Source organism: Streptomyces sp. BE20 (assembly GCF_036322525.1).
Classification (GTDB): domain Bacteria; phylum Actinomycetota; class Actinomycetes; order Streptomycetales; family Streptomycetaceae; genus Kitasatospora.
In genome coordinates, this window is the sequence record NZ_JAQYWW010000939.1 from 182987 (window position 1) to 197052 (window position 14066).

13 protein-coding genes are annotated in these 14066 nt (G+C 74.6%); 5 read left to right on the plus strand and 8 right to left on the minus strand.

The window, feature by feature from the left end:
* Positions 1–8 precede the first annotated feature (8 nt).
* The 4 genes from PUR61_RS22785 to PUR61_RS22800 all read left to right on the plus strand — a co-directional run bounded on the left by PUR61_RS22785 (position 9) and on the right by PUR61_RS22800 (position 3826).
* Positions 9–1217 carry an ABC transporter ATP-binding protein gene (locus PUR61_RS22785; RefSeq protein ID WP_329881175.1) on the plus strand — a complete coding sequence of 403 codons (1209 nt, stop codon included), beginning with the start codon at positions 9–11 and terminating at the stop codon, positions 1215–1217.
* Between the two features lie 90 nt (positions 1218–1307).
* Positions 1308–1574, plus strand: a complete 267-nt coding sequence (locus PUR61_RS22790; protein WP_329881178.1) for a GlsB/YeaQ/YmgE family stress response membrane protein — start codon at positions 1308–1310, stop codon at positions 1572–1574.
* Between the two features lie 206 nt (positions 1575–1780).
* Positions 1781–2521, plus strand: a complete 741-nt coding sequence (locus PUR61_RS22795; protein ID WP_329881179.1) for a polyprenol monophosphomannose synthase — start codon at positions 1781–1783, stop codon at positions 2519–2521.
* 63 nt (positions 2522–2584) lie between these two features.
* Positions 2585–3826: an aromatic acid exporter family protein gene (locus PUR61_RS22800; protein ID WP_329881180.1), complete on the plus strand. Its 1242-nt coding sequence runs from the start codon at positions 2585–2587 to the stop codon at positions 3824–3826.
* 102 nt (positions 3827–3928) lie between these two features.
* On the opposite strand, the gene PUR61_RS22805 is transcribed toward PUR61_RS22800, so the two are convergent.
* From PUR61_RS22805 to PUR61_RS22835, 7 genes are all read right to left on the minus strand, one after another.
* On the minus strand, positions 3929–4402 hold the full coding sequence (locus PUR61_RS22805; RefSeq protein WP_329881182.1) for a VOC family protein: 474 nt from the start codon (positions 4400–4402) through the stop codon (positions 3929–3931).
* A 146-nt stretch (positions 4403–4548) separates the two neighbouring features.
* Positions 4549–6570: a phosphocholine-specific phospholipase C gene (locus PUR61_RS22810; RefSeq protein ID WP_329881183.1), complete on the minus strand. Its 2022-nt coding sequence runs from the start codon at positions 6568–6570 to the stop codon at positions 4549–4551.
* A gap of 14 nt (positions 6571–6584) precedes the next feature.
* On the minus strand, positions 6585–8045 hold the full coding sequence (locus PUR61_RS22815) for an endonuclease/exonuclease/phosphatase family protein (RefSeq protein ID WP_329881184.1): 1461 nt from the start codon (positions 8043–8045) through the stop codon (positions 6585–6587).
* A 332-nt stretch (positions 8046–8377) separates the two neighbouring features.
* Positions 8378–8833: an SRPBCC family protein gene (locus PUR61_RS22820; protein WP_329881185.1), complete on the minus strand. Its 456-nt coding sequence runs from the start codon at positions 8831–8833 to the stop codon at positions 8378–8380.
* 204 nt (positions 8834–9037) lie between these two features.
* Positions 9038–9451, minus strand: a complete 414-nt coding sequence (locus PUR61_RS22825) for an SsgA family sporulation/cell division regulator (protein ID WP_329881187.1) — start codon at positions 9449–9451, stop codon at positions 9038–9040.
* A gap of 122 nt (positions 9452–9573) precedes the next feature.
* On the minus strand, positions 9574–10905 hold the full coding sequence (locus tag PUR61_RS22830; protein ID WP_329881188.1) for a cryptochrome/photolyase family protein: 1332 nt from the start codon (positions 10903–10905) through the stop codon (positions 9574–9576).
* 508 nt (positions 10906–11413) lie between these two features.
* Positions 11414–11770 (minus strand): PRC-barrel domain-containing protein, encoded by a 357-nt coding sequence (locus PUR61_RS22835; protein WP_329881329.1) that lies wholly within the window; start codon positions 11768–11770, stop codon positions 11414–11416.
* A 341-nt stretch (positions 11771–12111) separates the two neighbouring features.
* On the opposite strand from PUR61_RS22835, the gene PUR61_RS22840 reads away from it, so the two are divergent.
* Positions 12112–12945 carry an SAM-dependent methyltransferase gene (locus tag PUR61_RS22840; protein WP_329881189.1) on the plus strand — a complete coding sequence of 278 codons (834 nt, stop codon included), beginning with the start codon at positions 12112–12114 and terminating at the stop codon, positions 12943–12945.
* Between the two features lie 63 nt (positions 12946–13008).
* Here the strand turns inward: PUR61_RS22840 and PUR61_RS22845 are convergent, their stop codons facing one another.
* On the minus strand, positions 13009–14028 hold the full coding sequence (locus PUR61_RS22845; RefSeq protein ID WP_329881190.1) for a BadF/BadG/BcrA/BcrD ATPase family protein: 1020 nt from the start codon (positions 14026–14028) through the stop codon (positions 13009–13011).
* Between the last annotated feature and the right edge of the window lie 38 nt (positions 14029–14066).

Genomic DNA, 14066 nt, shown 5'->3' on the forward strand with positions numbered 1-14066 from the left:
CAGAACCCATGGCCGAGATCGTCCTCGACGGCATCACCAAGCGCTACCCGGACGGCTCGGTCGCCGTCCGCGACGTCGACCTGACCGTGGCGGACGGTGAGTTCGTCATCCTGGTCGGCCCCTCGGGCTGCGGGAAGTCCACCACCCTCAACATGATCGCCGGCCTGGAGGACATCACCGGGGGCACCCTGCGGATCGGCGGGCAGGTGGTCAACGACCGCGCGCCCAAGGACCGCGACATCGCGATGGTGTTCCAGAGCTACGCGCTCTACCCGCACATGACCGTCCGCCAGAACATGGGCTTCGCGCTGCGGCTCGCCAGGACCGACAAGGCCGTCGTCGCCGCCAAGGTCGAGGAGGCCGCCCGGATCCTCGACCTCACCGAACACCTCGACCGCCGACCCGCCCTCCTCTCCGGCGGGCAGCGCCAGCGCGTCGCCATGGGACGGGCGATCGTCCGCGACCCCAAGGCGTTCCTCATGGACGAACCGCTCTCCAACCTGGACGCCAAGCTGCGGGTGCAGATGCGCACCCAGATCTCCCGGCTCCAGCGCCGCCTCGGCACCACCACCGTCTACGTCACCCACGACCAGGTCGAGGCGATGACGCTCGGCGACCGGGTGGTGGTGCTCCGCGCGGGCGTCGTCCAGCAGGTCGGCGCGCCCCAGCGGCTCTACGACGAGCCGGCCAACCTGTTCGTCGCCGGCTTCATCGGCTCGCCCGGGATGAACCTGCTGCACGGACGGCTGGAGGAGGGCGTGCTGCGCACCGCGCTCGGCGACCTGCCGGTGGGCGACCGGCTGCGCCGGGGCCTCACGGCCGCCGACGCGCCGCGCGAGGTGGTGGTCGGCATCCGCCCGGAGCACTTCGAGGACGCCGCACTGCTGGAGCACCCGGTCGGCGGAGCGACCGTCACGGTCGGGGTCGAGGTCGTGGAGTCGGTGGGCTCGGACGTGTTCGTGCACTTCACCGTCGAGGGTGATCCGGTCGTCGGGGGCGGTCTGGAGGAGCTCGGCGCGCAGCAGCGGGAGGCCGGTGCCGGGGCGCCCGGGCGGGAGGTCGTGGCGCGGATCGGCACCGCCACCCGGGCGGCCGAAGGGGCCCCGCTGGAGCTGTGGATCGACACCGAACGGCTCCACGTCTTCGACCCGGCGAACGGAGCCGCGCTGAGCGGGGGCGGCGGTGGTGCGGGCCCGGCGGGCGGGAAGGCAGGCTGACGGGATCGAGGGGCGTGACCACGCGGTCGAGGTGCCGGTCCGGGCCGTTCGGGCGATCATGGGGAAACGCGCCTCGAAAGGTGGAATGCGATGTTCCAGCTCCTGTGGATTCTGCTCATCGGCTTCGTGCTGGGGGTGCTGGCCAAACTGATCCTCCGCGGACCGCAGTCGATCCCGTGGTGGCTCACCATGCTGCTCGGCGCGGCCGGCGCCTGGCTGGGCAATGCGATGGCCGGCTGGATCGGCGTCCGCCACACCTCCGGCATCGACTGGATCCGGCACCTCTTGCAGATCGGCTTCGCCGTCGCGCTGGTCGCGATCGTCGCCCCCGCCTGGAGCTCCCGCCGGTCCCGCTAGGCCGGTGACGGTGCGCCGGCCGGTCCGTCCGCGGCACCCTTGCGGACTCCGGCCGGCCCTCGGGACGTGCCCGCCCGACCGGTGGCCGGACCACCGGGACAGCCTACGAACCGCCGCGGATAGACTCGCACGGCCGTAGTACCGGACATCCGTCCGAACCGGTGCCACTGCGCGGCACCGGCCGGAGAGCACGCGAGGGACAGAACATGGTCGAGGCCTCCCCGAAGGTCGTTGTGGTCGTACCCACCTACAACGAACGGGAGAACCTTCCGGTCCTCGCCGGACTGCTCGCCGACCTCGACCTGCCCGACCTCCACCTCCTGGTCGTCGACGACAACTCGCCCGACGGCACCGGCAAGATCGCGGACGAGCTCGCCGCCGGATCCGACGGCCGCGTCCGGGTGCTGCACCGCACCGAGAAGGACGGCCTCGGCCGGGCCTACGTCGCGGGCATGACCCTGGCCCTGGAGCAGGGCGCGGACGTGGTGGTCCAGATGGACGCCGACCTGTCCCACCCGGCGGCCGTCCTCCCGACCATGGTGGAGACCCTGCTGGCCGACGACACGGCCGTGGTGCTCGGCTCCCGGTACGTGCCGGGCGGCTCGACCGCCGCGGAGTGGCCGTGGCACCGCAAGGCGCTCTCCAGCTGGGCCAACTTCTACGTGAACACCATCCTCGGACTGGGCGTGCGGGACGCCACCGCCGGCTTCAAGGCCTGGCGGGCGGAGACCCTGCGGGCGATCGACCTGTCCTCGGTGAACAGCAACGGGTACTCGTTCCAGGTCGAGCTGAACTACCGGGTGGTGCAGCGCGGACTCACCGTCAAGGAGGTGCCGATCCGCTTCGAGGAGCGGGTCAAGGGCGCGTCCAAGATGAGCCTCTCCGTGCAGGTCGAGTCCGCCCTCGCGCCGTGGAAGCTGCTGCGGGACCGGCGCCCCCGCCCCTGAGGGCACAGGGCGGTCGGACGACCCGGGGTGGTGTGAACCGGCGCTTCGGGGAAGAAGGTCCGCATGTCCCTGCTACCGGACTCCGTCGCCGCCGCGGTCCGCCGCGGCACGCGCGAGCCCTTCGTCGTCCAGACCGTCCGCGCGACCGTCGCCGCCACCCTCTCCTACGTGGTGGCGACCTGGCTGAGCAGCGAGCCCGCCCCGCTGACCGCGCCGCTCACGGCGCTGCTGGTCGTCCAGGTCACCGTCTACTCGACGCTGACGACCAGCATCCGCCGGGTCAACTCGGTGGTGGTCGGGGTGCTGATCGCGATCGGCTTCAGCTCGGTGGTCGGGCTCTCCTGGTGGAGCCTGGGGCTGGTCATCCTCGCCTCCCTGGTCGTCGGGCGGTTCGTCCGGGTGGACGAGTTCGTCCAGGAGGTCGCGATCAGCGCGATGCTGATCCTGGGCGTCACCAAACTCGCCTCCCAGGCCTGGGACCGGGTCCTGGAGACCCTGATCGGCGCGGTCGTCGGACTGCTGTTCAACCTGCTGTTCGCGCCACCGGTGTGGGTCGACACGGCGGGCGAGTCGATCGAGGACCTCGCCCGCCGGGCCCGGCAGCTGCTGCTCGACCTGGCCGAGCAGCTCGACCGCCCCACCCCCGTCGCCCACGCCGCCGAACGGCTGCACGAGGCGCGCCGGCTCGACCAGGCGATCGCCGACGTCGACGCCGCGCTCCGGCAGGCCGAGGACAGCCTGCGGCTCAACCCCCGGATCAGCGAGGGGCTGCTCTCCCGGCTGGTGCTGCGGACCGGCCTGGACACCCTGGAGATCTGCGTGGTGGTGATCCGGGTCCTCGCCCGGTCGCTCACCGACCTCGCCAAGCGGCGCCCGCCCGGCGAGCCGCTGGTCGCCCCGGACGTCGCGGTGGCGCTGGAGGAGCTGCTCGCGCACATCGGCGGCGCGCTGGTGAGCTTCGCCGTCCTGGTCACCACCCAGGTCAGCCGGAACGCCGAGGAGGCCGAGCAGCGGCTGACCGCCGAGCTGACGGCCGCCTGGGCGAGCCGGGAGAACGTGGCCCGGCTGCTGCTCGACCGGGTCCGCGAGCATCCGGAGGCCTGGCAGCTGCACGGCGCCCTGCTGGCCGAGGTGGACCGGATCCTCGACGAACTGGACCTGGAGCACCGCAGCCGGCGGCTGATGGAGGAACTGGACCGGGCCTCGGTGGCGAACCGGGAGCGGTTCTCCCGGCTCGCCTGGCTGCGCCGGCTGGTCCGGGGCGAGCGCCTGCGGTCCGGCCGGCTGCGGCGGAAGCGGAGCTGACGGACGGGATGACGGGGCGAGAGGACGGGAGGACGGGCCGTCAGGGAGGTCCGTCCGGGGAAGGGGAGTTCAGGGGCGGGCAGGGGCGGGTGTGCGCCGGGGTCAGCCGCGGGCGGCGTCGAGCAGCTGCTGGATGTCGATCTTCTTCATCTGCAGCATCGCCGCGAAGACCCGGTCGGCCTTGGCCCGGTCCGGATCGTTGACCAGGTCGAGCAGCACGCGCGGGGTGACCTGCCAGTTGAAGCCCCAGCGGTCCTTGAGCCAGCCGCACTGGCTCTCCTGGCCGCCGCCCTCCTGGAGCGCCTCCCAGAGCCGGTCGACCTCCGCCTGGTCGTCGCACTCGATCTGGAGCGAGACCGCCTCGGTGAACGGGAACAACGGGCCGCCGTTGAGGGCGACGAACGGCCGGCCGCCGAGTTCGAAGCTGACGGTCAGGACCCGGCCGGGGACGCCGGGGCCCGGCTCACCGTAGTGGGTGACCCCCGTGATCCGGGAGTCGGGGAGGATCGAGGTGTAGAAGCGGACGGCTTCCTCGGCGGCGTCGTCGTACCAGAGGCACGGAGTGATGTTCTGCATGGAGCCGACGGTAGCGGCGGGCCCCCGGCCGGGCGGCGGCGCCACGGCCGGGGGTCACCGGTTCGGCGCCCCGGTCAGGCGCCCCGGTCAGGCGTCCCCGGGGGCCGGTGGCCACCTGCCGTGGTCACCGGCCGCCCGTCAGGTGCTCAGTGCACCCATCCCGCGTACCGCTGGGTGAACCGCAGCCCGGTGGCCGCGTTGACCACCACGTCGTACCGGCCCTCCTTGTCCAGCGGCCAGACGAGGTTCGTCTGCTTGCCCGGCTTGACCCGGACGGTCTGCGCGGTGCCGGCGAAGTCGTTCGGCACGGCGGTGAAGCAGACGTCCGTCATGCCGTCGTTGACCAGTTGCAGGGTGAGCCGCCGGGAGCCGGAGAGGTCGGCGGTGACGATCGGCACGCCGACGTCGTTCTGTCCGTCGGGGTGGACCGGCCCGTTCGCCCCGTTCACGCCGGCGGGGCCGTTCACACCGTCCCGGACCACGGTGCCGGCGAAGCGGCGGACGAAGCCGTCGGGGCCGTGGACGGTGAAGTCGTAGCGGCCGTTGGTCGACGCGGCCTCCCACAGGTACGTCGCCGAGGCGCCCGGCGCCACGGTGAACGGCGTGCCGGCGAACGGGTGGAGGATGTTCGGGTAGACGGTGTACGGGAACGCGACGGAACCGTCGTTGGTCATGGTGCAGGTGACTCGGCCGGTCCGCCGGTCGACCTCCACGTCGGCCCAGGGCTGGTACGGCAGGTGGCGGTGCGGCCGGTCGCCGCGCTCCTGGACGGGCATCGACTGGGCACCGGTGGCGGGGAGCTGGACGCCCGGAAGCTTGGTACCCGCGTCGGCCCGGGCCATCAGGGCCGTGGTGTCCGGGAGTTGCGGTATCGAGTGGTTCGGTGCGGCGAAGTCGAAGCAACTGGTGAGGTCGCCGCAGACGGCCCGGCGCCAGGCGGAGATGTTGGGTTCGGCGACCCCGGTGACCTGCTCCATGAAGCGCAGGACGGACGTGTGGTCGAAGACCTGGGAGTTGACCCAGCCGCCGCGCGACCAGGGCGAGGCGACCCAGAGCGGGACACGGTTGCCGAGGCCGATGGCGCGGCCCTGGGTGAACTCCTCCGGGGTGCCGGGCTCGGGGGTGGGCGGGACCATGTGGTCGAAGTAGCCGTCGTTCTCGTCGTACATGACGAGGAAGACGGTGTGCTTCCACACCTCCGGGTTGGACATCAGCGACTGCAGCGCCTGGTTCACCCAGTGCGCGCCGTACGCCGGACCGGCCTCGGGGTGCTCGGAGAACAGGTAGGGCGCGACCAGCCAGGAGACGGTCGGCAGGGAGCCGTCCTTGCAGTGGGCGTCGAAGGCGGCCGGGTCGAACGTGGTCATCGCGTTGACGTACCGCGGGTCGTCCTTCGGGAAGGCGTGGAACTGCCGGAAGTACGAAAGTGCGTTGTCGTCGTAGTCGCCGGTGCGGTCGTCCTTGCTGGGGTTGTGGTAGACGCGCCACGTCACGCCCGCCTGTTCCAGCCGCTCCGCGTACGTGGTCCAGTCGGCGACGGGGTTGTCGGTGACCGGCGTGTTGTCGATCCAGGGGCCGGTGGTGCCGTCGCGGCCCGGGCCGGCGGTGCCGGTCCACAGGTAGAGGCGGTTGGGGTCGGTCGGACCGGCGAGCGAGGTGAAGTAGGCGTCGCAGAGGGTGAACGCGTCGGCCAGCGCGTACTGGTACGGGATGTCCTCACGCGAGAAGTAGCCCATGGTGCGCTCGCCCTTGGCGGCGATCCACTTGTTCATCGCGCCGTTGTTGATCGCCTGGTGGCCGGTGGCCCAGTCGTGCGGCAGGCCGCCGGCGTTCTGGGCGTTGTACTTGGAGGTGTCCATCCGGTACGGCAGCATCGCACCGCCGTCGCTGCGGCGCGGGTCGGGCTGGCGGAACACGTCGGCGCCGTCCGGGAACTGCAGCGCCTGCTTGTCGCCGAAGCCGCGCACGCCGTTCAGGGTGCCGAAGTAGTGGTCGAAGCTGCGGTTCTCCTGCATCAGCACGACGACGTGACGGACGTCCTTGACGGTGCCGGTGAGACGCCCCGGCGCGGGGGCCGCCGTGGCGGAGGTGGCGGGCAGGCCGGTGAGGGCGGCGGCGCCGGCGGCCGCGGTGGCGCCGACGAAGGTACGGCGGGAAAGCTCGGACATCGCGGACCGGCCTTTCAGAGCTGGAAGGTGGCGACGGCAGCGGCGGCGTCGGAGGGCCACTGGTTGGCCGCGAGCGCGGCCGGGTCGGTGCCGGTGGCGGGCCAGTCGGCGACCAGGGTGTGCGCCTCGACCAGCTTCAGCGGGCCCCGGTGGAGGACGTAGTCGATCCGGTCCTGCGGCTCGGCCTTCCCGGCGGCGCGCTGCCTGCGGGTCGGCGACCAGGTGACACCGGCCGCCTTGGCCGGGTCGCGGTACTCCTCCCGGAAGGTGTCGGTCAGGCCGGCGGCCTGGAGCGCCGTGGTGACCGGCCAGGCGACCGGGCCCGCTCCCCCGTGCGCGGCGGCGGTGGCGGCCGTCCAGTCCAGGTGGGAGGGCGAGGCGAGCGCCCCGGCGAGCACCACCGGGACACCGGCGGCGGCGTCGGCGGCGAGCGCGGCGGCCAGTGCCTTCGCCTGCCGCAGGCGGAGCGAGCCGTTCTCGGCGGCGACGACCTGGGCGGCGGTCCGCCCGTCCTGGACGGCGTACGGGCCGTAGTCCGACTCGTCGAGGTGCGCGGCCCAGAACCGGACGGTGCGACCGCCGGGGAGTTGGAGGGTGGCACCGGCGGCGGGAACGTCCGCGGTGGGCGGGGTGACCGCGGTGAGCGGGTAGCGGCTGAGGATCCCGACGCTGCCGGGGCTCTGGTAGGCATGCCAGCCGAGCGCGTCGGCCAGCGTCCGGGCGGCACTGCCGGCCGTCTCCTGGAGGCCGAGCACATCCAGGCCCTGGGCGAGGACCACGCGCAGCTGCTTCTCCACCGCGTCGGTGAAGGCCGCGCCCGCGTCGGCGAGGTTCCAGGAGGCCGTCTTCAGCCGGAGCGGACCTGCCGGGTCGGCCACCGGGACCTGCACGGTGACGGTGTCGGTGGCGCCCGCGCCGTCCTTGACGCCGACGACGAGGAGTTCCGGGTCCCGCGCGGGCCGGCCGGCCGGGGCGGTGCCGGTGACCGTGCCGTCGGCGCCGACGGCGAGCCAGGCGGGGCCGCTGATCTTCCGGAACGCCGCGCTGCCGGGCGGGTTCCCGGCCGGCCGGGACCAGAGGCCGCCGAGCCGGACGCTGACGGCGGCGCCGGGCGCGACGGGCGTGGCGGTGAGCGCGTCCACCGCGGCGTGCGGACGGACCACGGCCGGCTTGGGGCGGAAGGTGAACGGCGCGGTCTGCGCGAGGACGCCGTAGCCGTCCTTCGCCAGCAGGTAGGCCGTGTACGGGCCGCCGGTGAGCGCCGAGGTGTCGAGCTGGACGTCACCGGATCCGGCCGGTGTGTACTTCCAGAGCAGCGAACTTCCGGTGCCGGGCCTGCGGTCGCCGTCGTAGATGCCGACCCAGTTCTTGGCGTCGGGTGCGTCGGTGGTCCAGTGGAAGGTGAGGCGGTCGCCTTCGACGGGGAGGGCGGGACTCGGGGGGATGGCGAGGCTCAGGGTGCTGCCGGTGGCCACGGTTGTCCTGTCCGCCGCTCGGGCCGGCCGGCGGGGGGCGTCGGACCTGGCCCGTCCACGGCTGGTGACGGGGGCTGGGGAGGGTCGACCCACTGACAGTTGGCTGTACAACTGTGGGGCCGGGCCCATTCATCCGAAGGCCGGCGACCGGGACGTGAACGATGCGTGACGGAAGGTCGGGCGGTGCGGGAAATCCAGGACGGGTTCAGGTGGGCGGGTGGGGATTCGGTGCCGGGGGGTGGGGATTCGGTGGTGCCCCCGGGTGCGGCAGACCCCGTACGGGCAGGGCCGGTTGCGGCGGGTCGTCCCGCCCCGGCCCTCCCCCGGCACCCTCAGGAACGCTGGTGGCGGTCGTGCTCCGCCCCGACGTCCCAGCGGGACTCGACGTGCGCCTTGAAGTCGTGGAGGTCGTCGATCACCCGGCGGTCGACGAAGCCGAGCGCCTCCCCCACCCGTTCGATCAGGCCGTGCGGCTCGACCTCCAGTTGCAGCATGACCCTGGTCGCCTGCTCACCCAGGCGGTGGAACGTCACCACCCCGGACTGCCGCACCTCTCCGGCGACGGCCGCCCAGGCCAACCGCTCGTCGGGCACCAGCTCGGTGGTGCGGGCCTCGAACTCGCGGCGCGCGCCCGCCACGTCCACCACCCAGCGCGTGCGCCCCTCACCGAGCCGGTCGATGCCGACCACGCCCCGCATGAACTGCGGGAACTCCTCCAGCCGCGTCCACTGCTCGTAGGCCGCCGCCAGCGGCACGTCGACCTCGACGGACTGCTCGATCCTGGTCATCGCGGAATCCCTCCTCCGACGGGCCGGCGACCGCAGGGCGGTCGCCGCTCACAAGCCCGTCTGCCCCGGAACCTCCGGGGCATGTCGGCCGGACCGCCGCGGACTTCACCGGATCGGACTTTCCCGGACCGGCCCCTGCGGGACCGGGCGGGACCGGGCGGGATCCGCCACCGCGTCCGCCCCACCACGGTGAGCCCGCCGCGATCAGCCGGGCTCACCGGTCAGTTCGGCCACCGTGTCCGGCCAGTGGGTCAGCAGGTGCTCGGTGCCCGGGGGCACCGCCTGCCAGGTCCGGCGCAGGAAGGCCGTGAGGTCGTCCGCCCCCAGGACCAGGATCGCCCAGCCGTCGTCGCCGTGGAACTCCACGCCCACCGTCCCCGGCTGCCACGGGCGGACGCGCAGGTCCCCGCGGCCCGCCGGGGCGCTCAGCCCCTGGCCGAACAGTTCCCTGGCCGCCGTCCAGCAGAGCCGCCCCTCCGGGTCCAGCGCCGCCTCGGCGCCGAACCCGACCGACATCGCGAAGGGGTCACCGGTGTCGTAGCGCAGCTCCAGCAGGACCCTCCTCAGCTCGGGCCCGATGATGCACGCCTCGACGACGTCCTCGATGATCCGGAACACGGGACCCCTCCTCCCTCGGTTCGCCACCATGGCTTCGCCCGGCTACCCCCGTCCGCCGAGTGAATGCCTACCGCACGGCGATCGGTTCGGCAACGGACGTCCGGCGGACCGGCCCGGGCGCCTCACTCCAGCCCGCGGGCCGAGCGGAGGCGGGTGGAGAGCGCGTCCGGATCGACGACCGGCGCCGGGTAGCCGGCCGGCGGGCGGTCCAGCCGCCAGGGGCGGTGCACGGCCCGCCCCCGGACGTCCGCGAGTTCGGGCACCCAGCGCCGCACGTAGGCACCGTCCGGGTCGAGGCGGTCCGCCTGGGAGAGCGGGTTGAGCACCCGGTTCGGGCGGGTGTCGGTGCCGGTGCCGGCCACCCACTGCCAGTTGAGCTGGTTGTTCGCCAGATCCCCGTCCACCAGCAGCCGCAGGAAGTGGCGGGCGCCGATCCGCCAGTCCCGGTAGAGCGTCTTGGCCAGGAAGGAGGCCGTCACCAGCCGGGCGCGGTTGTGCATCCAGCCCTCGTGCGCGAGCTGCCGCATGCCCGCGTCGACCAGCGGGAAGCCGGTCCGGCCGGTCCGCCAGGCCTCGCACTCCTCGTCGTCCTCCGGGAGCCACCGGTCGCCCCGGTCGCGGTAGTCCCGGTGAGCGGCCTCGGGCCGGGCGGCCAGCACCTGGTGGTGGAAGTCCCGCCAGGCCAGCTGACGGACGAACGCCTCGGCGCCCTCATGCCCCTGCCGCTCGGCGTCGGCGACCAGCTCGCCGACGGAGAGGCAGCCGAAGTGCAGGTACGGCGAGAGGCGCGAGGTGCCGTCGGCGCCGAGGTCGTCGTGCAGGTCGGCGTAGCGCTCCAGCGGGTACCGCTGCCAGAGCCGCCTCGCGGTCCGCTCGCCCCCGGGCGGCAGGGCGGGCGAGTCCGGCGCGGCGGTGGGGACGGATTCGCCCGCGATCCCCTCGGGGGTGCGCAGCGCCCGCGGCGCGCGGTGGACGGTCCGGCGCGGGGCCTGCGACCAGGCCCGGAAGTACGGCGTGAAGACGGCGTAGTGGTCCTTGCCCGCCGGGGTCACCGCACCGGGCACGGCCACGGTGAGGGAGCCGTCGTGGACGTGCAGCCGGTCGCCGAGCTGCTCGCGCAGGGCCTGCTCGCGACGGTGGGCGAAGGCGCTCACCCCGGCGGCGACGTGCACCGAGGCGGCGTCCACCTCGGCGGCCAGCCGGGCGGTCGCGGACGCGGACCGTCCCCGGCGCAGGACGAGGCGGCCTCCGAGCGGGCGCAGCGAGGCGTCCAGGTCGGCGAGGCAGCCGGCGAGGAAGGCGGCCCGGTTGGGCGCGGCGAAGCCCACGGCGGAGACGTCCGGGTCGAGGACGAAGAGCGGGACGACCTCGTCGGCCGCGGCGGCGGCGGCGTGCAGCACGGGGTTGTCGTGCAGGCGGAGGTCCTGGGTGAGCAGAGCGATGGCGACGGTCATCAGTGGCGGCCCGGTGGTGGTGGTGGTCTGACGGTGATGGTCTGACGAGTGGTGGTCCGACGGGTGGTGGTCGGGAGGTTGCTGTCGGGGGCCGGCTCCGGCGGGCCTCCGGGCAGGTGAGCCTTCCAGTCCGGCGCGCCGAGCGGGGCGCGGCGCGCCGGTGGCTCCCCGAACCGGGATGCGGCGCGCCCGGCGCGGGGCGACCGAGGCGCGGGGCAGTGGGGCGCGGTGGGAACCGGCGGGCACGGACCGGGGGCAGTGGTTCCGCCGTTCGGGTGATACCCGGCGGGCCGGGCCATCCGCCCCGCCGGCTGCCGCGAAGCGGTGGTGTCCGGTCCGGCGCTGTGGGAGGCGCCGGCCGGGCGGCGGGGGCGGGGTGCCGTGTCGAGTCGGTCCCCGCCCCGCCACGGCCCCGGTCCTGACCGGTCGGCGCAGGCCGGTCAGGACCGGGCCGACGTGTGCACCGACGTGTGCATCGACATGTGTACCGGCGCGGGCGTGCTCGGTGTCAGCGGCGGGCGAGACGGCGCTCGCCGCCCGCTCCGGGGGTGTAGGCGAGCCCGTAGTGCGCGAACACGGCCGCCTCGTCCTCGGCGGGCAGGACGTCGTCGACGCCGATCGACGGCGCCTGCTTGACCTGGGCCTTGGGGAACGCCACCCGGAGGTACCCGGGGCCGACGACCGCCCCGTCGAGCGGTACGAAGACCAGCCGCCGCCGGGACACCAGGCCGACCGTGACGGTCGCGAAGAACGGCTGGTCGCTGGCGGTCTCCACGTAGACGGACTCCAGCGCGCCGATCCGGTGGTCCTTCTCGTCCACGACGGCCTGTCCCCGCCACTCCCTGATGTCGGCCGTACCGATCACGGCGACCATGGCGACCTCCCGTTGCCGCCCGCGTGCGGCGGCCCGTCGACTGGGCTGAGCCCCGGACCCTCCCATCCTGCTCCGGGGCGCCCCGGACCGCCCGCCGGGGACCTGCTCCCCCGGCCGGGAACAGGAGCGCGGAGGGAGGCCGACCCGGCCCGCTCCGAGCCCCCTCCTCGGCCCGCTCCGAACGCGCCCCCCGACCGCACAGGAACCCCGAACGAGGACCAACGCGCCCATTTCTCACAACGGGGGGTGAACCGACCATCCGCCCACCGGGCCCCTCCCGAGCACCTACGCTGTGCGCCGACGGATCGTCAGATCATGGAGGTGCGGAGGCAGTGGTGGGCTACGACAGCATGTGGGAACCGGGCGAGCCCGGTGTCCCCGCCGACCTGCGCCCGGAGATCCCGCACCCGGCCCGGATGTACGACTACTACCTCGGGGGCAAGGACAACTTCCCCTCCGACCGGGCCGCCGCCGAACGGGCCCTGGCGGCCAACCCCGAGTTCAGATCGACCGCGCGCGCCAACCGGGCCTTCCTCACCAGGGCGGTGCGCAGCGTCGCCGCCGCGGGCATCGACCAGTTCCTCGACATCGGCACCGGCATCCCCACCGCCGGCAACACCCACCAGATCGCCCAGGCGGTCGACCCGGGCGCCCGGGTCGTCTACGTGGACAACGACCCGATCGTGCTCGCGCACGCCCGGGCCCTGATGGGCGGCACGGCCGTCGGCCGGACCACGGTGATCCAGGCCGACCTGCGCGAGCCCGAGAAGCTCCTCGACGCCGCCGAGGCCGAGAAGCTGCTCGACTTCGACCGCCCGGTGGGCCTCGTGCTGGCGGCCGTCCTGCACTTCGTGCCGGACCACCAGCGGCCGTACGACGCCGTCCGCACGCTGCTCGACGTCCTGGCCCCCGGCAGCCACCTGGTCCTCTCGCACGGGACGGCGGACTTCATCCCCGCCGCGGTGCGGGACCGGGTCACCGGGGTCTACGACAGGGCCACCGCACCGCTGGTCGGCCGCACCCGCGAAGAGGTGGGGGCGTTCCTCGACGGGCTGGAGGTCCTGGACCCGGGTGTGGTCACCGTGCCGCTCTGGCGGCCGGAGGGCACGCCGGAGGCCGGGGCCGACCGGGTCAGCATGTACGGCGCGGTGGCCCGTAAGGCGTGAGGCCCGGCGACGCCGGAGGCCGGACCGTGCTGGCGCCGGGGCGGGATCGCTGCCGGTGAGCGGTCAGGTGGTCCGGTCAGGCGGCCAGGTCGAGGAGGTCAGGTCGAGGAGGTCCAGCAGCGGCGGGTCCAGTGGCCAGGGCAGCCCTCCGGGCGCGGCGGCAGCCGAGGCCGCGAGCCGGAGGGCGCCGAGCAGGGGCGGGCCGTCGGGCTCCCGGAGGCGGGCGGCGGGGAGCCGGGCGGCCAGCGCGTCGAGGGCCGCCCGGCGGACCGGCCCGAGACGGAAGAGGCCGCCGGTCAGGGCGAGCCGGGGGTCCGTGAGGCCGACGGCGGTGGCGGCGGCGGCCGCGCTCGCGGCGATCTCCTCCCCCGCGCGCCGGACGATCGCACCGGCGACCGGGCAGCCCTCCTCGGCCGCCGCCACCACGTCGGGGGAGAACGCGGCGAGCAGCGCGGCGCGGTCCGGACGCGGCTGGAGCGCCGCGGGGAGACCGGGCGCCGGGCCGTAGCGGCGTTCGGCCGCCGCGAGCAGCGCGGGCGATCCGCCGGTCCGCCCGTCGTACGCGCGCAGGGCCGCCGCCAGGCCCTCGCGGCCCAGCCAGCCGCCGCTGCCGCAGTCCCCGAGCAGCTGGCCCCAGCCGTCGGCGCGCCGCCAGCCGGTCTCCGCGCGGTAGCCGATCGCGACCAGGCCCGTCCCGCCGGCCACGGTCACCCCGGCGCCCGTGCCGAGCGCGCCGACGTGCGCCGCGACCGAGTCCCCGGCCAGCACCAGGCGTTCGGCTCCGGTGGCGCGGGCCAGCGGGCCGGGCAGTCGCGCCGCGAGCGCCCGGCCGAGCAGGGCCATTCCGGTGGCGCCGACGGCGACCGCGCCGATCCCGGCCCCGGGCGGCAGTCCGGCGGCGAGGGAGCCGAGTACGGGGAGCAGCCGGCCGAGCAGCGCGTCGGCGTCCTGCCCGGCGGCAGCCGCGGACACCCGGGCGGCCCCGGCCACGTCGGCCGTCCGGGCCCCGGCGAGGTCGGCGGGCCACCCGGCGGGGGCGACGGCCACCCGGAGGCCGGACCCGCCGACGTCGACGCCCACCACCCAGGTGTCCTCGGCGCGGCCTCCGGAGGCGGGCCCCC

Bases quoted from the DNA above. Each gene is read 5' to 3' on its own strand.
- PUR61_RS22785 (WP_329881175.1), top strand. From the start codon at position 9: ATGGCCGAGATCGTCCTCGACGGCATCACCAAGCGCTACCCGGACGGC.
- PUR61_RS22790 (WP_329881178.1), top strand. From the start codon at position 1,308: ATGTTCCAGCTCCTGTGGATTCTGCTCATCGGCTTCGTGCTGGGGGTG.
- PUR61_RS22795 (WP_329881179.1), top strand. From the start codon at position 1,781: ATGGTCGAGGCCTCCCCGAAGGTCGTTGTGGTCGTACCCACCTACAAC.
- PUR61_RS22800 (WP_329881180.1), top strand. From the start codon at position 2,585: ATGTCCCTGCTACCGGACTCCGTCGCCGCCGCGGTCCGCCGCGGCACG.
- PUR61_RS22805 (WP_329881182.1), bottom strand. From the start codon at position 4,402: ATGCAGAACATCACTCCGTGCCTCTGGTACGACGACGCCGCCGAGGAA.
- PUR61_RS22810 (WP_329881183.1), bottom strand. From the start codon at position 6,570: ATGTCCGAGCTTTCCCGCCGTACCTTCGTCGGCGCCACCGCGGCCGCC.
- PUR61_RS22820 (WP_329881185.1), bottom strand. From the start codon at position 8,833: ATGACCAGGATCGAGCAGTCCGTCGAGGTCGACGTGCCGCTGGCGGCG.
- PUR61_RS22830 (WP_329881188.1), bottom strand. From the start codon at position 10,905: ATGACCGTCGCCATCGCTCTGCTCACCCAGGACCTCCGCCTGCACGAC.